The organism is Micromonospora sp. NPDC048909 (genome assembly GCF_040649635.1).
In the GTDB taxonomy this organism is placed as follows: domain Bacteria; phylum Actinomycetota; class Actinomycetes; order Mycobacteriales; family Micromonosporaceae; genus Micromonospora.
On the sequence record NZ_JBEZFU010000001.1, the window covers coordinates 1186460 to 1205407 of the forward strand.

Annotated in this window: 18 protein-coding genes; 11 read left to right on the forward strand and 7 right to left on the reverse strand. The window is 72.3% G+C overall.

Features of this window, described 5'->3' with window-relative positions:
- Positions 1-245: 245 nt before the first annotated feature.
- Positions 246-1250: a winged helix-turn-helix domain-containing protein gene (locus AB0C04_RS05705; protein WP_357048753.1), complete on the forward strand. Its 1005-nt coding sequence runs from the start codon at positions 246-248 to the stop codon at positions 1248-1250.
- 65 nt (positions 1251-1315) lie between these two features.
- Here the strand turns inward: AB0C04_RS05705 and AB0C04_RS05710 are convergent, their stop codons facing one another.
- Both AB0C04_RS05710 and cofD read right to left on the reverse strand, forming a co-directional pair.
- Entirely contained in the window at positions 1316-2410 is a 1095-nt protein-coding gene (locus AB0C04_RS05710; RefSeq protein WP_357048756.1) for a coenzyme F420-0:L-glutamate ligase, read from the reverse strand.
- Positions 2407-3396 carry a 2-phospho-L-lactate transferase gene (gene cofD, locus AB0C04_RS05715; RefSeq protein WP_357048759.1) on the reverse strand — a complete coding sequence of 330 codons (990 nt, stop codon included), beginning with the start codon at positions 3394-3396 and terminating at the stop codon, positions 2407-2409. Before cofD ends, AB0C04_RS05710 begins: the two co-directional genes overlap by 4 nt.
- A gap of 99 nt (positions 3397-3495) precedes the next feature.
- On the opposite strand from cofD, the gene AB0C04_RS05720 reads away from it, so the two are divergent.
- The 6 genes from AB0C04_RS05720 to AB0C04_RS05745 all read left to right on the forward strand — a co-directional run bounded on the left by AB0C04_RS05720 (position 3496) and on the right by AB0C04_RS05745 (position 10172).
- The gene (locus tag AB0C04_RS05720; protein ID WP_357048762.1) at positions 3496-4473 is read left to right on the forward strand and encodes a hypothetical protein; all 978 of its coding nucleotides are present in this window, start codon (positions 3496-3498) and stop codon (positions 4471-4473) included.
- Between the two features lie 174 nt (positions 4474-4647).
- The gene (locus AB0C04_RS05725; protein WP_357048765.1) at positions 4648-7161 is read left to right on the forward strand and encodes a bifunctional FO biosynthesis protein CofGH; all 2514 of its coding nucleotides are present in this window, start codon (positions 4648-4650) and stop codon (positions 7159-7161) included.
- A gap of 167 nt (positions 7162-7328) precedes the next feature.
- Positions 7329-7604 (forward strand): hypothetical protein, encoded by a 276-nt coding sequence (locus AB0C04_RS05730; RefSeq protein ID WP_357048768.1) that lies wholly within the window; start codon positions 7329-7331, stop codon positions 7602-7604.
- 94 nt (positions 7605-7698) lie between these two features.
- Positions 7699-9093: a DUF4331 domain-containing protein gene (locus tag AB0C04_RS05735; protein ID WP_357048771.1), complete on the forward strand. Its 1395-nt coding sequence runs from the start codon at positions 7699-7701 to the stop codon at positions 9091-9093.
- Positions 9094-9106: 13 nt separating this feature from the next.
- Positions 9107-9445, forward strand: a complete 339-nt coding sequence (locus AB0C04_RS05740) for a phospholipase (protein WP_357048774.1) — start codon at positions 9107-9109, stop codon at positions 9443-9445.
- A 469-nt stretch (positions 9446-9914) separates the two neighbouring features.
- Positions 9915-10172, forward strand: coding sequence for a WhiB family transcriptional regulator (locus tag AB0C04_RS05745; protein WP_007455784.1), 258 nt, complete (start codon positions 9915-9917; stop codon positions 10170-10172).
- Between the two features lie 97 nt (positions 10173-10269).
- Here AB0C04_RS05745 and AB0C04_RS05750 read toward each other — a convergent pair whose 3' ends face one another.
- A complete protein-coding gene (locus AB0C04_RS05750; protein WP_074316962.1) occupies positions 10270-10719 on the reverse strand; it encodes a metallopeptidase family protein in 450 nt (149 codons plus the stop codon).
- Between the two features lie 165 nt (positions 10720-10884).
- On the opposite strand from AB0C04_RS05750, the gene AB0C04_RS05755 reads away from it, so the two are divergent.
- Complete coding sequence (locus AB0C04_RS05755; protein WP_350867145.1) at positions 10885-11247, forward strand: DUF3499 domain-containing protein; 363 nt, start codon at positions 10885-10887, stop codon at positions 11245-11247.
- 9 nt (positions 11248-11256) lie between these two features.
- Here the strand turns inward: AB0C04_RS05755 and AB0C04_RS05760 are convergent, their stop codons facing one another.
- The 4 genes from AB0C04_RS05760 to AB0C04_RS05775 all read right to left on the reverse strand — a co-directional run bounded on the left by AB0C04_RS05760 (position 11257) and on the right by AB0C04_RS05775 (position 15437).
- The gene (locus tag AB0C04_RS05760) at positions 11257-11613 is read right to left on the reverse strand and encodes a nitroreductase/quinone reductase family protein (protein WP_350867142.1); all 357 of its coding nucleotides are present in this window, start codon (positions 11611-11613) and stop codon (positions 11257-11259) included.
- A gap of 108 nt (positions 11614-11721) precedes the next feature.
- Positions 11722-13098: an FAD-binding oxidoreductase gene (locus AB0C04_RS05765; RefSeq protein WP_357048779.1), complete on the reverse strand. Its 1377-nt coding sequence runs from the start codon at positions 13096-13098 to the stop codon at positions 11722-11724.
- 40 nt (positions 13099-13138) lie between these two features.
- Positions 13139-14485, reverse strand: coding sequence for an aspartate aminotransferase family protein (locus AB0C04_RS05770; protein ID WP_357048782.1), 1347 nt, complete (start codon positions 14483-14485; stop codon positions 13139-13141).
- 439 nt (positions 14486-14924) lie between these two features.
- A complete protein-coding gene (locus AB0C04_RS05775; protein WP_350868842.1) occupies positions 14925-15437 on the reverse strand; it encodes an Lrp/AsnC family transcriptional regulator in 513 nt (170 codons plus the stop codon).
- A 211-nt stretch (positions 15438-15648) separates the two neighbouring features.
- Here AB0C04_RS05775 and AB0C04_RS05780 point away from each other — a divergent pair, with 211 nt between their 5' ends.
- Genes AB0C04_RS05780 through AB0C04_RS05790 form a run of 3 tightly spaced genes read left to right on the forward strand, consistent with a single transcriptional unit; the run spans position 15649 to position 18912 of the window.
- Positions 15649-16833, forward strand: a complete 1185-nt coding sequence (locus tag AB0C04_RS05780; RefSeq protein WP_357048785.1) for a spermidine/putrescine ABC transporter substrate-binding protein — start codon at positions 15649-15651, stop codon at positions 16831-16833.
- A gap of 16 nt (positions 16834-16849) precedes the next feature.
- Positions 16850-18007 (forward strand): ABC transporter ATP-binding protein, encoded by a 1158-nt coding sequence (locus AB0C04_RS05785; protein ID WP_357048788.1) that lies wholly within the window; start codon positions 16850-16852, stop codon positions 18005-18007.
- Positions 18004-18912: an ABC transporter permease gene (locus AB0C04_RS05790; RefSeq protein ID WP_357048791.1), complete on the forward strand. Its 909-nt coding sequence runs from the start codon at positions 18004-18006 to the stop codon at positions 18910-18912. Before AB0C04_RS05785 ends, AB0C04_RS05790 begins: the two co-directional genes overlap by 4 nt.
- Positions 18913-18948 lie beyond the last annotated feature (36 nt).

Here is an 18948-nt window from a genome sequence, read left to right on the forward strand (position 1 = left end):
ACCCCTGCGGTGCAAGGGCCGCAGACCCTCGTGGTGCCGCCCGGTCGCCGGTCCTCCCCGGTCCCGGTGCCCGGATGCCGAGCGCGTTTGACGCGCCGACACCGCTGGTGGGCAGTGGAAGCATGCCCAACCGGCCCCGAGGGCGTCGAGGTTTTTCAGCCGTGGCTTAAAGATGGAGATAAGTGCCGGCCGGTAGAGTGCAAACGGTCGTCCGGTAACCCCCACCGGGCGAACGGGAGCGGGTCATGCTGAAGATCTACTTTTCCGGTGAGGACATCCTCCGGACCCGGGTCGCGCCCGGAGCCGACCCGGTCTGGGAGATGGTGCTCAGCCTGCACCTGCTGCAAGGTCGGAGCCGGGATCCGCTGATGGCCACCTGGCGCCGGGCGGTGGCCCGTGGCCTGCGCCAGGACATCGCCTCCGACCAGCTCCGGCTGCTCTTCGCGCTGAACCCGCCGCGCGGCTACTTCCCCGACTTCCTCACCCCGTACGCGAGCGTCAGCGGCTTCGAGTCGGGTCTGGACGCGGTCCGCAGCACGCCCGTGCCGCTGCTGCACCACGACCTGACCGTGCTGGCCGCCGAGAACCTGCTGCCCTCGTCGGCGTCGGCGCTGGCCCGGGGTGAGCCGGAGGTGCTGCGGCAGCTGACCGACTCGATGGAGCAGTACCGGTCGCTGGCGATCAGCCCGTACTGGGCACGGATCCAGGCGGCCGTGGAGGCGGACCGCAGCCGCCGGGCCCGCGCCCTGCTCGACGGCGGGGTGGAGGGGTTGCTGACCAGCCTGCGGCCGGCGATGCGGTGGGACTCCGGTGTGCTGGAGGTCCGCGACTACCCGGACAGCCGCGAGCTGCACCTGGACGGGCGAGGGCTGCTGCTCGTGCCGTCGTTCTTCTGCGCGCGTACCCCCGTCGCGCTGCTCAACCCGGCGCTTCCGCCGGTGCTGGTCTATCCGGTGGACCGCCTCGGTGGGCTGGCCCCCGCGTCGGGGGAGGGCGGCGGGGTGTCCGGGCCGAACCCGGGCCGGGAGGCGCTGGCCGCGCTGCTCGGTCGGACCCGGGCGGCGGTGCTGGAGGTCAGCGACGACGGCTGCACCACGGGCGAGATGGCCCGACGGTTGAACATCTCGGCGGCGGCGGCCAGCCAGCACGCCACCGTGCTGCGCAACGCCGGACTGCTGGTCAGCCAGCGGGACCGCAACACCGTGCTGCACACCCTGACCCCGCTGGGCCGCGCCGTCCTGGAGAGCTGACCCCGGAGGTCAGAGAGCCAGGGTCAGCGGGCCAGGGTCAGCGGGCCAGGGTCAGCGGGCCGGGGTCAGAGGGCCAGGGCGGCGCTGGCGGTGCTGTGCGCGGGCGGTGGCAGCAGCAGGGACGGGACTCCCTCGGCGGCCAGGGCGATCCGCAGCCGGTGCAGGTCGGCGCCGAACCGGACCAGGTCGGTCGGGTCCACCGGGGTCGGCGGTGAGCCGAGGATCAGGGTGGTGGCCTGCTCCGGCCAGCCGGGCACCGCGTCGATCAGCCCGGCGCGCAGCTCGTCGTTCTCGGCGACCAGGGTGAAGACCGTGCCGGGCGCGACCACGTCGGTCACCGCGGCGAGGGCGCGGCCGACTGCGGCCGGGTCGGCCGGGCTCGGGCCAGGACCGTCCGGCAGGGTGACGGCGGCGGCCAGTCCGGCCGTCCTCGCCTCGGCGGTGCCGAGCGAGAAGAGATCCTGCGCGGCGTCCCGGACCAGCGCGGTCGCGCCGACCTCGTCCGGGTCGGAGCGGGTGGTGGCCAGGTAGCCACGGACCACCGCGACGGGCACCTGGTCGATCTTGCCCTTGATCAGCTCACCGGCGCCGGCCAGCTCGTCCACCACCGCCATCTGGGTCAGCTGGAGCTCGTTGCCGTACGCGTCGACCTCGCCGCGGTGGTCCCGGATGGCGTCCATCCCGGCCACCCCGAGGGCCACGTCGGTCAGCCCGTTGCGCCACGGCCGCCCCATGGTGTCGCTGATGATCACGGCGACGTCCAGGTCGTAGCGCTCGCGCAGCGTGGCGCGTAGCGCTCGCGCCGAGGCGTCCGGGTCCTTCGGCAGCAGCACCAGCCGGGTCTTGTCGACGTTCGAGGCGTCGATCCCCGCCGAGGCCATCACGAAGCCGTGGTGGGTCTGCACGATCCTGGTCGCGCCCCGGGCGGCGACCACCCGGGCCGTCTCGGCGGCCAGCACCTCGTCGCGGGCGGTGTCCCGCTCCGGCCCGTCCGCCGGGACGTCCACCAGCCGCCCCTCCGCCTTGGAGACGATCTTGCTGGTCACCACCAGCACGTCGCCGTCGCGCAGCCAGGGCGCCGCGGCGGCGATCAGCGCCGCCACGTCGTCGCCCTCGGACACTTCGCCGATGCCCAGCACCGGCAGGATCTCCAGCTTCACCGCAGCTCCACCGCGGCGCGGACCATCGCCGCCGTCGCCGCCTCGTCGGTCATCCGCAGCGGTACCGCGCGGACGGTCACCTCCGGCACCAGCGTGCCGGCATCCTCCTCGGCGACCAGCCAGCCGTTCAGCAGGCCGCCGGCCGACCGGCCGCCGTAGAGGCCGCCCACGCCCGCCGCGCTGCACTCGACGCCGAGCACCGCCAGGCAGCGGTCGGCCATGCCGCGTACCGGCGCGCCGCCGATGATCGGCGAGACGCCCACCACGGGGGCCGGGCCGTCGATGATCGCCTCGCGCAGCCCGGGCACGGCCAGCACCGGGGCGATGCTCACCACCGGGTTGCTGGGCGCGATCAGAACGATGTCGGCCGAGGCGATGGCGTCGAGCACCCCGGGCGCCGGCTTGGCGGTCTCGGCCCCGACGAAGACGAACCGGTGGGTCGGGATGTCCGCCCGGTAGCGCACCCACCACTCCTGGAAGTGGATCGCCCGCTGGCCGCCGTCGACGTCGTCCGTGCCGGCGGCGCTCGCGGCCGCGGGGCTCGTCCCGCTCACGATCGCGTGGGTCTCCAGCCGGTCGTCGGTCGCCGGCAGCAGCCGTACGCCGGGTTGCCAGCGGGTGGCCAGCGCCTCGGTCACCGCGGAGAGCGGATAGCCGGCGTTGAGCATCGTGGAGCGCACCAGGTGGGTGGCGATGTCCTTGTCGCCCAGGCCGAACCAGGTCGGCTCCGCCCCGTAGGCGGCCAGCTCGGCCTTGACCGTCCAGCTCTCGCCGACCCGCCCCCAGCCCCGCTCCGGGTCGGCGCCGCCGCCCAGGGTGTACATCACGCTGTCCAGGTCGGGGCAGATCTTCAGACCGTGCAGCCACAGGTCGTCGCCGACGTTGACCACGGCGGTCACCTCGGCGCCCACCTGGCGGGCGTACTCCCGCACGCCGACCAGGAACCGGGCGCCACCGATGCCGCCCGCGAGAACCACGATGCGCATGTCGTCCATCCTCGCGCACGAGGCGCCTGCGGTCCGCCGGTGGTCGGGGAGACTAGGCTCACGTCGGCAACTGTCCGCTTTCGCCCCGAGGGGGAGCTCGTGACCAGCCCCGCCGAGCCCGCGTCCGCCGACGCGACGCAGGCCCGCCAGCTGACCAAGCCGCTACGCGAACTGGCGGCGCTCGTGCTGCTCGGCGCGAATGCCGTTCTGCTCTTCGTCGGCCTGATCAGACTGCTGACGCCCGCCGATTTCGGGACCTTCACCGACCGGGCGGGCGGCACCTTCTTCGCGTTCATCGGCGTCGAGGCGGTGGTGTTGCCGGTGCTGGCCGTGCTGCTCGCCACCCACGTCCAGCCGGTGCTGGCGAAGGCCAAACTGATCACCCAGGTGGCGCTGGCCGAGTACGCCGCCAGCGCGCTCTTCGGTGCGCTGACCTTCCTGATGTGGCTGGTCGGCCGGCTGGCGGAGGGCGAGGTGCTCGACGCCCTGCTCGGCCTGCTCACCCGGGTCGCCTGGCTGGCGATCTTCGCGGTCGCCGCGTACGTCGTCTTCACCGTCTGGCGGGCGCTCTACTACGTGCCGAAGCCCAAGCCCCAGCCGGGCGTCTACGGCTCGCCGCAGGCCGGCTGGCCACAGCAGCCCGGTGGCTGGCCCGGCGCCGGCCAGCCGGGGGGCGGCTATCCGGCTCCCGGTCAGCCCGGTGGCTACCCCGCTCCCGGTCAGCCCGGCGGTTACCCGGCCCCGGGTCAGCCCGGCTACCCCGGCCCGTACGCCGGCCAGCCCGGCCAGTACGGCCAGCCGACCCCGCCGTTCGCCCCGGCGCCCCAGTCGGCGCCGCCGTTCAACCCCGCGCCGCACTCGGCGCCGCCGGCCAACCCGGTTCCGCAGTCGGCCCCGCCGGCCAGTCCGGCCCCGTACTCGGCGCCGCCGTTCGGGCAGCCGCCGTCGGCCGACCCGACCCAGGCGATCCCGCGCCAGCCCGCCGAGCCCACCCAGGCGATTCCGCGCCCGACCGACGGCGAGAGCGACCGTACTCAGCGGATCAACCCGGGCGACGACCCGAACGCCCCCCGCTGACCCGGCCGCGTCGCGCACCGTCGAGCCGCGCGCACCTTCGGTGAAGGAGTGGCCTCCCGCGCCAGGGAGGCCACTCCTTCCGTGTCGTCGCCGCCTGATCCCGCGCGGGGTGGGGTTGCCCACGGTGCGGGCGGAGGTGGCGGCGCGGTCCCGATCACGGCTTAGGCTGAGCGGATGGTTGATCGCACCGAGTCCGGCCCGACCGAGGCGAGCGTGCGCCGGGCGTTGCGCCGGGCCGCGACCGGGCGGGCGCTGGACGTCGACGAGGCGACGGCGCTGCTCGGCGCTCGCGGTGAGGCCCTCGACGAACTGCTCGGCGTCGCCGCCGGGATCCGCGACGCGGGGTTGCGTGAGGCCGGCCGTCCCGGCGTGGTCACGTACTCCAAGAAGGTCTTCATTCCGCTGACCCGGCTCTGCCGGGACCGCTGCCACTACTGCACCTTCGCCACCGTGCCGCACCGGCTGCCGGCGCCCTTCCTCGACCGGGACGAGGTGCTCGCGATCGCCCGGGCCGGTGCCGAGCAGGGCTGCAAGGAGGCGCTGTTCACCCTCGGCGACCGGCCGGAGGAGCGCTGGCCGGCGGCCCGCCAGTGGCTGGACGAGCGGGGCTACGACTCCACGTTGGACTATGTGCGGGCCTGCGCCGTGGCGGTGCTGGAGGAGACCGGCCTGCTGCCGCACCTGAACCCCGGGGTGCTCTCCTGGTCGGAGCTGCAACGGCTCAAGCCGGTCGCGCCGAGCATGGGGATGATGCTGGAGACCACCGCGACCCGGCTCTGGTCGGAGCCGGGTGGCCCGCACTTCGGCTCGCCCGACAAGGAGCCGGCGGTGCGGCTGCGGGTGCTCGACGACGCGGGCCGGGTCGGGGTGCCGTTCACCACCGGCATCCTCATCGGCATCGGGGAGACGCATGCCGAGCGGGTCGACGCGATCTTCGCGATCCGTCGCGCGCACCGGGAGTACGGCCACCTCCAGGAGGTGATCGTGCAGAACTTCCGCGCCAAGCCGGACACCGCGATGCGCGGCATGCCGGACGCGGAGCTGCACGATCTGGCCGCGACGGTGGCGGTGGCCCGGGTGCTGCTCGGGCCGCGAGCCCGCATCCAGGCGCCGCCGAACCTCATCGCGGGCGAGTTCGACCTGCTGCTGCGTGCCGGCATCGACGACTGGGGCGGGGTGTCGCCGCTGACCCCGGACCACGTGAACCCGGAGCGTCCCTGGCCGCACCTGGACGACCTGGCCCGGCGTACCGCCGAGGCCGGGTTCACCCTGCGGGAGCGGCTCACCATCTACCCGGAGTACGTCCGCGCCGGTGACCCGTGGCTCGACCCGCGGCTGCTCGCACACGTCACCGCGCTGGCCGACCCGCAGACCGGGCTGGCCGTCGCGGACGCGCGCCCGGTCGGCCGCCCGTGGCAGGAGCCGGAGGAGGTGTTCGGCGGGCGAACCGACCTGCACATCACCATCGACAGCACCGGCCGCACCGACGACCGCCGGGGCGACTTCGACAGCGTCTACGGCGACTGGGCCGAGGTCGCCACGAAGGTGACCGCGGCACCGGCCGCCGCCGGCTCCGGCGACGCCGACCTTCGGGCCGGCCTGCGGCTCGCCGCCGACGACCCGGCGGCTCTGCTGGAGCCCCGGCACTCCGACGCCGCGCTGGCGCTCTTCGGCGCCGACGGGCCGGCGCTGGACGAGCTGTGCCGGCTCGCCGACGACGTCCGCCGCGCGACCGTCGGCGACGACGTCACGTACGTGGTCAACCGGAACATCAACTTCAGCAACGTCTGCTACGTCGGCTGCCGGTTCTGCGCCTTCGCCCAGCGGGAGCGGGACGCGGACGCGTACCGGCTCTCGGTCGACCAGGTGGCCGACCGGGCCGAGGAGGCGTGGGCGGCCGGCGCGACCGAGGTGTGCCTGCAGGGCGGCATCGACCCGAAGATGCCGGTGACCGGGTACGCCGACATCGTGCGGGCGATCAAGGCGCGGGTGCCGCAGATGCACGTGCACGCCTTCTCACCGATGGAGATCGTCACCGCCGCCGCGAAGGCGGGCGTGCCGGTGCGGGAGTGGCTGACCCTGCTGCGGGAAGCCGGGCTGGATACCATCCCGGGCACCGCCGCGGAGATCCTCGACGACGAGGTCCGCTGGGTGCTGACCAAGGGCAAGCTGCCCGCCGCCGCCTGGGTCGACGTGGTCAGCACCGCCCACGAGCTGGGCATCCGCTCCAGCTCCACGATGATGTACGGGCACGTCGACCACCCGGGGCAGTGGCTGGCGCACTTCCGGGTGCTGGCCGGGGTGCAGGACCGCACCGGTGGTTTCACCGAGTTCGTGGCGTTGCCGTTCGTGCACACCAACGCGCCCATCTACCTGGCCGGCATCGCCCGGCCCGGGCCGACCTGGCGGGAGAACCGGGTGGTGCACGCGATGGCCCGGCTGCTGCTGCACGGGCGGATCGACAACATCCAGTGCTCCTGGGTGAAGCTCGGCGACGCGGGCACGGTGGCGATGCTCCAGGGCGGCTGCAACGACCTGGGCGGCACGCTGATGGAGGAGACCATCTCCCGGATGGCCGGCTCGGCCAACGGTTCGGCCCGTACCGAGGAGCAGTTGCGGGCGATCGCGACGGCCGCCGGGCGTCCGGCGCGTAAGCGCAGCACCGCGTACGGTCATCTGCTGCCCTGAGGTCGAACCTTTTCGCGTCGCCGGCCGTACCAACGGACGCCGGCGGCGGTAGCGGCGAGGACCGCCGTCGGCGCCCCCCGGCGGGCTCCGGCGGCGGCCGTCACGCGGCGCGCGGCCGGCTCCCGTCCGACCTCGCGGGCGTGCCCGCGCCGCCGGAAAGGTTGCCCATGACCAGTGAAGTGCGGAAGCGGCCCTGGCCGCGACTGACCCGCCGGCAGACGTTGACCGCGGCGGCGAGCGCGACGCTCGGTGCCGCCGCGCTCACCGTGCCCGGCCTGTCGGCCGCCCAGAACGCCCCCGGCGCAGCCGCGGCCGACGAGCCGATCGTGGTGCACCTGCGCGACGCCGCCACCGGCACCATGGACGTCTTCGTCGGCACCTCCCGGATCGAGGTACGCGACCGCGGCCTGGCGGAGCGACTGCGGCGCGCCGCCCGTCGCTGACCGATCCCACCGCACTCCATCCGGCCACGGCGCGGACTCATCCGGCGCCCGGCCGGTCCTCGACCCGTCCCCCGCCCAGTGAGGTTGGTCCGCCATGTCTTCGCACCGCGAGGCTCCGGAAATCGCCAAGGATCCGGTCGCCGATTCCGCTGACCTGTACGCGTTCGTCAGCCCCGATCGCCCCGACTCGGTGACCTTGATCGCCAATTATGTGCCGCTGCAACTTCCTTCCGGCGGCCCGAACTTCTTCGAGTTCGGCGACGACGTGCGCTACGAGATCCATATCGACAACGACGGTGACGGGCGTCCCGATGTCACCTACCGGTTCGAATTCACCACCGAGATCACGAATCCGAACAGTTTTCTCTACAACACCGGGCCGATCGAGTCGCTGGACAGCCGGAACTGGAACCGGCGGCAGTTCTACAGCCTGACCCGGGTGGCCGACGGTCGGGAGCACCGCCTCGCGCACAAGCTGCCCTGCCCACCGTGCAACGTCGGCCCGCTCTCCACGCCGAACTACGCGGAGCTGGTCCGTCAGGCGACGTTCACCCTCTCGACCGGCGAGCGGGTCTTCGCCGGGCAGCGGGCGGACGGCTTCTTCGTGGACCTGGGTGCGGTCTTCGACCTGGGCACCCTGCGGCCGTTCCAGCAGCTGCACGTGGCCGGGAAGAAGCTGTTCAAGGCCGAGGGGGAGCCGGTCAACGCCACGGACCGGATGAACGTGCACAGCATCGCCGTCCAGGTGCCGCTGGACATGGTGCGCCGCCGGGCCAACCGGTACGCGGTCGGCGACCAGGCGTCGGTGATCGGCGTCTGGACGGCGGCGTCCCGCCGGCAGGTCCGGGTGCTCGGCGGCGATCCGGGCGCGGAGGTCTCCACCGGCCCGTTCACGCAGGTCTCCCGGCTGGGCAATCCGTTGTTCAACGAGGTCGTCGTGCCGATGTCCAAGAAGGACCTGTGGAACTCGCTGCCGCCGTCGGAGGACAAGCGGTTCGCCCGGTTCGTCGAGCAGCCGGAGCTGGCCGCCCTGCTGCCGGCGCTCTACCCGGGAGTCTTCGCCAACCTGGAGCGGCTCAACAAGTCCAAGAAGGCCCGAGCGGACCTGGTGGCGCTCCTGCTGACCGGGGTGCCGGCCGGGCTGATCGACGGCTTCACCAACGCCACCGGCGACGTCCAGGCCGACATGCTGCGGTTGAACACCGCGATCCCGCCGAGCCGCCGTCCGGACCGGTTCGGGGTGCTCGGCGGCGATCTCGCCGGCTTCCCCAACGGTCGTCGGGTCGGCGACGACGTGGTCACCATCGCGCTGCGGGCGATCGCCGGGCTGACCGTGCCGCTGGTGGACAAGGCGTTCCGGCCGGACGCGGCGGCCGCCGCGGTCACCCCCGGGTTGAGCGCCGCCGACGTGACCGCGCCGTTCCTGGCCGGCTTCCCGTTCCTCGGCACGCCGTACGACGGGTTCGGCAACCCGTCGGCGGCGGCGTGACGGGGGAGCGGGCATGGAACCGAGCGCGTACGGGCCGTCGGAGACCGGCAGCGTCGTCCTCGACGTGGGCGGTGCGACCGGCGCACTGATCATCTACACCGGACGGGAACTGCACGGACGTGAAATCGAGATCAGCCCGGCCGACCGGCCGGACGGGCCGCGTACCCACGCCGCGGTCCGCGAGCGGCGGGTCCAGGACGGGGTCTTCCACAGTGCCGTCTACCCGTACCTGCCCGCCGGGGTCTATACCGTCTGGTGGGACGAGCGGAGGACGGCCGGAGCGATCTGCGTCACCGGCGGGGTGGTCGCCGAGTTCGTCTGGCCGAGCAGCGTTCCGTCGGGTTTCGACTGACGTCGGGCCGGCCGCCGTGCGCCGCGCCCCGTCCACCATGTGGACGGGGCGCGGTTGTCGTGTCCCGCTCGACGGGCGGTCCGGCGCTACTCGGGTTAACCTGTGCCCCACCAAGATCAGCATTGCTGTCGGGGCCTTCCGGCGGCGTGTCCACGTCCGCCCGACCGGGCCGCTGAGGAGGTCGCCACGGGAGAAATCTCCGGCAACTCGCCGGTGAGGGCGTTACTCGGCCGGGGTCTGAATCGATAGGGCAGGTTGCGAGGGCCGGGTGGCCGGATGGCCGTCCGGGGGTCTGTCGGGAGGGCGACTCCATTATCAAGTTTGGCTTGACGGCGCACGCATTACACGCGTGTAATTTGAATGGGGTTGTTCGCACGGAACGCAACAAACCGGACCGTACGGACTAGCACGCCTTTCGCGTGGGGGGTTGCAGCGGCGATGACGCCGGTGCGCGACAAGGAGGCATTTGATGGACGGCCAGCTTGAGGTGGCCGACCTGCTCGGAAACGCGCCGGAGTGGCAGGAGCGAGCGCTCTGCTCGCAGACCGATCCGGAGGCGTTCTTTCCCGAGAAGGGCGGCTCGACCCGTGAGGCGAAGCGGATCTGCTCGCGTTGTGAGGTCAAGACGGAGTGCCTCGAATACGCTCTCGGCCACGACGAGCGGTTCGGGATCTGGGGTGGGCTCTCCGAGCGGGAGCGGCGCAAGCTGAAGCGGCGGGCGGCCTGACCGGTGCCGGTTCCGGGCGGTGGGGGCCGCCCGGTTCAGGCCCTGTCCGGCGTGCCAGGTGCGGCGGTGCACGGTGGCCCGGTCGGGGGGCGAGCCGCTAGGCCAGTTCGTCCGGGTCGACCCCGAGCAGGTTCGCCACCTGCTCGATGATCACGTCGTGCACCAGGTCGGCGAGATCTTCCCGGTCCATCGCCCGGAACTCCAGCGGACGGCGGTAGAGCACGATCCGTGGCGGCACCTCCTGCCGGCCCGGTCGGCCGGGCAGCAGGCGGGCCAGCGGCACCTCGCCGTCCTCCAGCACGTCGGAGTCGTAGACGTTCAGGTCCGGCGGGACGTCCTCCACCGCGAACTCGACCCCGGCCAGCTCCTTGGCGAACCGGCGCTCCAGGGTCTCCACCGTGTCCAGGACCAGGTCGTCGAAGACCTCGGCCTTCGTCCGCGCCAGCGGCACGGTGGCCGGCACCAGCCGCCCGCGCAGGCCGCGCCCGTGCCGGTCGCGGTGGGCGCGCCGGCCGGAACCGGGGCGGCGGTGTTCCGGGCTCGTCATGAGGCAAAGGGTAGCCCCCACGCGGGCCTGGCCTGCGGCAGCGCCGCGCGCTGGCGCGCCGGAGTCCGGGGCGGCGGGCCGGCGCCGCGAATTGTGATCACCGTGACGGGCGTGTCGCAACGCGAAGCGGTGCGCCGGACCCGGTAATGGGGATACCCTGCCGCCGTGAGGTCACCACGGCGCTGCTCCCGTAACGGCTGCCCCCGGCAAGCGGTCGCCACATTGACCTATGTCTACAACGAGTCGACCGCGGTGGTCGGCCCGCTGGCCGCCTTCGCCGAGCCGCACACGTACGACCTCTGTGAGCCGCACGCGCGCAGCCTGACCGCCCCCCGGGGCTGGGACGTGGTACGCCACGAGGGCGAGTTCGAGCCGCCGCCGCCCACCACCGACGACCTGGTCGCCCTCGCCGAGGCGGTCCGGGAGGCGGCCCGCCCGGCCCCCCGCCCGCCGGAGGACGACCGCGACCAGCAGGCCCACTCGACCGGCCGGCGCGGCCACCTCCGGGTCATCCCGCCGAACCTCTGAGCGGGGCGGTCAGCCGAGCGGCACCTGGACCGCGACGTCGTGCTTCGGGTAGTAGCTCTCCACCCGGTCGGCGCCGTACTTGTCGCGGAACATCGCCACCACGTGGTCGACCTGGTCCGGTTCGGTGATCGGGGTGGCGGGCGCGTTCACGGCCGTACCGTTCGCGGCCACCCGGATCATCGGCGTCCGGCTCACGTTCTTGTACCAGTCGCTGTCCGAGCCGGTCACCGGCACCAGGAACATGCTCTGCTCCTCCTGCACGAACCACACCGGGTGGCTGATCTGCCGTCCGCTCTTCCGCCCGGTGACGGTGATCTCGATTTCCTGCTCACCGTCGAACGCGTCCATGACCGCCTCAGTGCTCACGCCAACCTCCGTCAAGCTCCCTGAGCTGCTCCTGACTGTCAGGCTATGGAGCCGGACGGCGGCCCGGTGCCGGTTCGCCGAACACCCGCGGCGGGCGCGGCGGCCGGGTCAGTGCCCGAGGAAGCGGCCGAAGAGCGCCGCGCGTCGGGACGGGCGGCCGGTGCGGGTCTCGGCCGCGTCGGCCGAGAACATCACCCGCAGTCCGGCGTTGACCGCGAGCCAGCGCACCGGCTCCGGCTCCCAGCGCGGTGACCGGTGGCCCACCCAGGGCAGCGCGGTCAGCTCACTCGGCACGCCCCGGATCAGGTCGGCGAGGGTGCGCCCGGCGAGGTTGGTCGTCGAGACCCCGTCGCCGACGTACCCGCCGGCCCAGGCGAGCCCGGTCGCCCGGTCCAGCCCGACCGACGCCGACCAGTCGCGGGCGACGCCGAGCGGGCCACCCCAGCGGTGGGTCAGCGGCACGTCCGGGCCGAGCACCGGGAAGAGGTCGCCGAGGGTACGCCGCAGTGCCGCGAAGACCGCCGGCTCGCGGTCGTAGCCGGGCCGGACCCGGGAGCCGAAGTGGTAGGGGGCGCCGCGCCCGCCGAAGGCCAGCCGGCCGTCCGCGGTGCGCTGCCCGTAGATGATCACGTGCCGGTGGTCGGAGAACGTCTCCCGCTCGGCCAGCCCGATCCGCGCCCAGGTCGGCTCGGGCAGCGGCTCGGTGGCGACCATCAGCGAGTAGACCGGCACCACGGCGCGCCGCTGGCCGGGCAGCGCCGGCGTGTACCCCTCGGTGGCGCGGACCACCACGGGCGCGCGGACGACCCCGGTGGGGGTGACCACCCGGCCCGGACTCAGCTCGCGGACCGGCGTCCGTTCGTGGATGGTCACCCCGAGCCGCTCCACCGCCCGGGCCAGGCCCCGGGCCAGCTTCGCCGGGTGCACCGCCGCGCAGTGCGGCGTGTACGTCCCGCCGCGTACCCCCTCGGCGGCGCAGCGGGCGGCGGCCTCGCCGGCGTCCAGCAGCGCCAGGTCCGCCGGGCCGAAACCGAACGTCCGCGCCTCGTCGACGGCGGCCCGGGCCCGGCCGAGCTGGGCGTCGCTGCGGGCGAGCACCACCGTCCCGCCGGCCGCCCAGTCACAGTCGATGCCCTCGGCCGTTACCACCCGCCCCACCTCGCGCACCGTCTCCTGCATGGCCCGCTGCATCGCGATCGCCGCGTCCGGGCCGTGCCGGCGGGCCAGCCCGGTGAGCGAGGTGGGGAAGAGCGCCGAGCACCAACCGCCGTTGCGCCCGGACGCCCCGAAGCCGGCGATCTCCTGCTCCAACACGGTGATCCGCAGCGTCGGGTCGGCGCGGGCCAGGTAGTAGGCCGTCCAGAGCCCGGTGTAACCGGCGCCGACGATCACCACGTCGGCGTCGGCGTCGGCGGGCAGCGACGGCCGCGGCGTCAGCGGATCGTCCAGCGTGGAGAGCCAGTACGACAGGTCCTGGTAGCGCATCAGCACTCCGGTGCGTCGGCCGAGGGCGTCGACGCGCCGGTCAGAGGCGCTGCCATGCCTCGGTGAGTACGGCACGCAGGATCTGCTCGATCTCGTCGAACTGCTGCTGCTCGGCGATCAGCGGCGGGGCGAGCTGCACCACCGGGTCGCCCCGGTCGTCGGCGCGGCAGTAGAGGCCGGCCTGGAAGAGCGCGGTGGAGAGGAAGCCGCGCAGCAACCGCTCCGACTCGGCCTCGTCGAAGGTCTCCCGGGTGGTCTTGTCTTTGACCAGCTCGATGCCGTAGAAGTAGCCGTCGCCCCGCACGTCGCCGACGATCGGCAGGTCGTTGAGCTTCTCCAGGGTCGCGCGGAACGCCCCCTCGTTGGCCCGGACGTGCCCGACCAGGTCCTCGCGGGCGAAGACCTCCAGGTTGGCCAGCGCGACCGCGCAGGAGACCGGGTGGCCGCCGAAGGTCACCCCGTGGGCGAACATGCCGGTCTCGGTGAGGAACGGCTCCATCAGCCGGTCGCTGGCGATCATCGCGCCGAGCGGCGCGTAGCCGGAGGTGATGCCCTTCGCGGTGGTGATGATGTCCGGCTGGTAGCCGTAGCGGAGGGCGCCGAAGTACTCGCCGAGCCGGCCCCACGAGCAGATCACCTCGTCGGAGACGAGCAGCACGTCGTACGCGTCGCAGATCTCGCGGACCCGCTCGAAGTAGCCGGGCGGCGGCGGGAAGCAGCCGCCGGAGTTCTGCACCGGCTCCAGGAAGACCGCGGCCACCGTGTCCGGGCCTTCCCGCTCGATCGCCCGGCCGATCTCGTCGGCGGCCCAGCGGCCGAACGCCTCAGGCGAGTCACCGTGCTCCGGGGCGCGGTAGAAGTTGGTGTTCGGCACCTTGATGCCGCCCGGGACCAGCGGCTCGAAGTCGCTCTTGATGCCCGGCAGGCCGGTGATCGACAGGGCGCCCATGGAGGTGCCGTGGTAGGCGATGTAGCGGCTGACCACCTTGTGCTTGTTGGGCTGGCCGGTGCGCTTGAAGTAGGCGCGGGCGAGCTTCCACGCCGCCTCCACCGCCTCTGAGCCGCCGGTGGTGAAGAAGACCCGGTTCAGGTCGCCCGGGGTCAGCGTGGCGATCTTCTCGGCCAGCTCGACCGCCTTGGGGTGGGCGTAGGACCAGAGCGGGAAGTAGGCCAGCTCGCCCGCCTGCTTGGCGGCCGCCTCGGCCAGCTCGGTGCGGCCGTGGCCGGCGTTGACGACGAAGAGGCCGGCGAGGCCGTCCAGGTAGCGGCGCCCTTGGGAGTCCCAGATGTACGCGCCCTCGCCGCGCACGATGGTCGGTACCTCGCCGGCGGAGTAGCTCGCCATCCGGGTGAAGTGCATCCAGAGGTGGTCGGTGGCGTTGGCCATGTCAGCCCCATCGGTCGTCGGGCCGGTTCAAGGGGTGACGCCGGCCGCTCTGCCCACGGTTATCGCACAGCCCGACCCGGAAAGGCAAGTGGTATCGGTGGTGTTCTGGCGGTACGACAACGGATTTAGCGAGCCGGCACGTTGATGGCAACGGAATCCGTATTGCTATTTTCACGCCCGGGTCGCCCACGCTCGGCGCGGCGGCGACCGACCCTGGTTCGGCCCCTTTGCTCTGCTTCACCCCAGGAAACGCCGGCCGTCCGGTATCCGGACGCCGGGTGTTGCCCCCGCTGAAGCAGAGCAAAGGGCGGACAGGGGGTGTCCCGGGTCCGCCGGTGCGAAGGCGTGGCTGATTCACTCGGGCTCATGGAAGTCGGGGCGTTGAGGTGGCGCGGATACCGCGACTTCCCGGGCGTCGAGTGGATCAAGCGGCTGAGCGTCAGGCCGTACCCCAGGTGTAGGTCTGCTTGCGGAGCTTGAGGTAGACGAACGCCTCGGTGGAGAGCACGCCCTCGACGGCCCGCAGCCGTTGCAGGATCTCCAGCAGGTGGTCGTCGTTGCGGCAGACCACCTCGGTGAGCAGGTCGAACGAGCCGGCGGTGATGACCACGTAGTCGACCTCCACCAGTTCGGCCAGGCGGTCGGCGACCGCCTCCAGGTCGCCGTCGGTGCGCAGGCCGATCATCGCCTGGCGGGGGAAGCCGAGCTGGAGCGGATCGGTGACCGCGACGATCTGCATCACCCCGGCGTCGAGCAGCCGCTGGACCCGCTGGCGTACGGCGGCCTCGGAGAGCCCGACGGCCTTGCCGATGGTGGCGTACGGCCGGCGTCCGTCCTCCTGGAGCTGCTCGATGATCTGCTTGGCAACGTCATCGAGCAGAGCGTGGCTGGCACCGTCACGGACGGTGACCCGCCGCCCGCCGTTGCCGTTCTCCTGCTGCCGGTTCGTCATCGACCGCTCCCCATGTCCGTTCCCGCGCGGTTAGCCTAGTGCCTCGCGCAGTCTGGCGTATTTCGTCGTCTAGAGCTAATCCCGCAACGGAATCCCTTGTAAGGAAGGTCACCCCATGTCAGGATCAGTCGTCAATCGCACCTGACCCTCCCGCCGGCGCCGTCACCCCCGTCCCCGCCGCCGACGATGACCCCCTTTAAGGAGTCGTCACATGCGTAGTCCCCTCCGGCCACTCTCCCGGCGCGGCCTGCTCACCGGCGCCCTCGGCTCGGCCACGATGCTCGCCGTCGGCGGCGCCCTCACCGGGTGCGGCACCAAGGGCGCCCAGCAGACCGAAGCCGGTTGCGTCAGCGAGGATCTCTCCGGCACCGAGAAGAAGCTCGCCTTCTCGAACTGGCCGCAGTACATGGACGTGGACGAGAAGGACGAGTCGAAGCGGCCCACCCTCGACGCGTTCATCGCCAAGAGCGGCATCCAGGTGACGTACACCGAGGACGTCAACGACAACAACGAGTTCTTCGGCAAGGTGCAGAACCAGCTCGCCGGCTGTCAGCCCACCGAGCGCGACATCATGACCCTCACCGACTGGATGGCCGCCCGGATGATCCGGCTCGGCTGGATCCAGAAGCTCGACAAGTCCAAGATGCCCAACGTCGAGGCCAACCTGCTGCCGTCGCTGAAGGGCCGCTCCTTCGACAAGGACAACCAGCTCGCCATCCCGTGGCAGTCCGGCCTGGCCGGCCTCGCCTACAACGGCAAGGTCACCAAGGAGATCCGGACCGTCGACGAGCTGCTCACCCGCCCCGACCTCAAGGGCAAGGTGACCGCGCTGTCGGAGATGCGCGACACGATGGGCCTGCTGCTCCAGTCGAACGGCCACGACCCGTCGAACTTCACCGCGGCGCAGTTCGACGACGCGCTCAACAAGCTGAAGAAGGCGGTCGACTCCGGCCAGATCCGCAAGTTCACCGGCAACGACTACGCGCCCGACCTGGCCAAGGGCGACATCGCCGCGTGCGTCGGCTGGTCCGGCGACGTCATCCAGCTCGGCTTCGAGGACGAGAAGGTCAAGTTCGTGGTGCCCGAGTCCGGCGTGATGCTCTGGTCGGACAACATGCTGGTGCCGAACAAGGCCACTCACAAGGGCAACGCCGAGCAGCTCATGAACTACTACTACGAGCCGGCGGTCGCCGCCCAGCTCGCCGCGTACGTGAACTACATCTGCCCCGTGCAGGGCGCGCAGGCCGAGATGGAGAAGATCGACCCGGAGCTGGCCGCCAACCCGTTGATCTTCCCGGACGAGGCGATGCTGTCGAAGTCCAAGGTCTTCATGGCACTGGACGAAAAGCAGGAGCGCGAGTACGAAGGCAAGTTCCAGCAGGTCATCGGGGCCTGACGACGGGATGGGCGGGATGACAGTGGCACGCGAGACCCCGGCCGGCGACCTGCGACTGGCCAACCTCACCAAACGGTTCGGCATCTTCACCGCGGTGGACGACCTGAGCCTCACCATCCCGCAGGGCTCGTTCTTCGCCCTGCTCGGGGCGTCCGGGTGCGGCAAGACCACCACGCTGCGGATGATCGCCGGCCTGGAGGAGCCGACCAGCGGGCAGGTGCTGCTCGGCGACCGGGACATCGCCCGGCTGCGTCCGTACAAGCGGCCGGTGAACACGGTCTTCCAGAGCTACGCGCTCTTTCCGCACCTGAACATCTTCGAGAACGTGGCTTTCGGGCTGCGCCGGCGCGGCATCCGCTCGGTCGACGACGAGGTCCTGCGGATGCTGTCGCTGGTACAGCTCGACGACTACGGCAGCCGCCGGCCGGCCCAACTCTCCGGCGGGCAGCAGCAGCGGGTCGCGTTGGCCCGCGCCCTGATCAACCAACCGCAGGTGCTGCTGCTGGACGAGCCCCTCGGTGCGCTCGACCTCAAGCTGCGCCGGCAGATGCAGATCGAGCTGAAGCGGATCCAGACCGAGGTCGGCATCACCTTCGTGCACGTCACCCACGACCAGGAGGAGGCCATGACGATGGCCGACACGGTCGCGGTGATGAACGCCGGCCGGATCGAACAGCTCGGCGCGCCGGCCGACATCTACGAGTACCCGGCCACCGCGTTCGTGGCGAACTTCCTCGGCCAGTCCAACCTGCTGGCCGGCGAGGCCGCCGGCACCACCGGCAGCGAGGTGCCGGTGACCGCGCACGGCACCCGCTACTCGGTGCCCGCCGACCGGGCCCGCGCCGACCGCGGGCCGGTCCACCTGGGCGTACGCCCGGAGAAGCTGCACCTGGTCGACTCCGTCGACCAGGTCCCCGCCGGCCACCAACACGTCACCGGGTTGGTCACCGACGCCTCCTACGTCGGGGTCAGCACCCAGTACCTGCTGCGCACCGGCTGGGGCAGTGAGCTGTCGGTCTTCGCCGCGAACAGCGGCGCGACGGCGCGGCTGGCCGTCGGCGCGGAGGCGGTGGCGCACTGGGATCCGCGGCACGCGTTCCTGCTGCCGCGGGAGCCGGGCGAGACCGACCGGACCACGCCGGTACTGGACGAGCCGGTCGGTGTGACGCCATGAGCCTCGCGCACATGACCACCGGGCAGCCGGCGGCGGGACCGCCGCCGGCCGCCCGGCGCGGGCGGCACCGGTTGCTGCCGTACCTGCTGCTGCTCCCCGGCGGGGCCTGGCTCTTCGTCTTCTTCGCCGTGCCGCTGTTCCAGCTCGCCGCGGCCAGCCTCTACGACCCCACCGGCTCGCTCTCCACCGGGTACGCGCTCACCTGGGCGTTCGGCAACTACCCGGACGCGCTGACGGCGTACTGGCCGCAGTTCGCCCGGTCGTTCCTCTACGCCGGGCTGGCATTGGTGCTCGCCCTGCTGATGGGCTACCCGCTGGCCTACGCGATCGCGCAGAAGGCCGGCCGGTGGAAGAACCTGCTGCTGGTCTGCGTGGTCGCGCCGATGTTCACCAGCTTCCTGGTCCGCACGCTGGCCTGGAAGACGATCCTGTCGGACAACGGCTGGCTCGTCGGGCTGCTGCGCGACATCCACCTGCTCGGGCCGGACGGCCGACTGCTGGCCACGCCGTTCGCGGTGGTGCTCGGCCTGACGTACAACTTCCTGCCGTTCCTGGTGCTGCCGCTCTACGCCAGCCTGGAACGGCTGGACTACCGGCTGCTCGAGGCGGCGAGCGACCTGTACGCGAGCCCCGTCCGGGCGTTCCGCAAGGTCACCCTGCCGCTCTCCATGCCCGGCCTGGTCGCCGGCACGCTGCTCTTCTTCATCCCGGCCAGCGGTGACTACATCAACGCCGAGCTGCTCGGTACCCCGAACGAATACATGATCGGCAACGTCATCGACTCGGCCTTCCTGGTCCGGCTCGACTACCCGCAGGGCGCGGCGCTGTCGTTCCTGCTGATGGCGGCGATCCTCGCGGTGGTCTTCGTCTACCTGCGCCGAGCCGGCACGGAGGAGGTCCTGTGAGCGCGAGGAGTGCAGCGCAGCGGAGCCCCGCAGTCG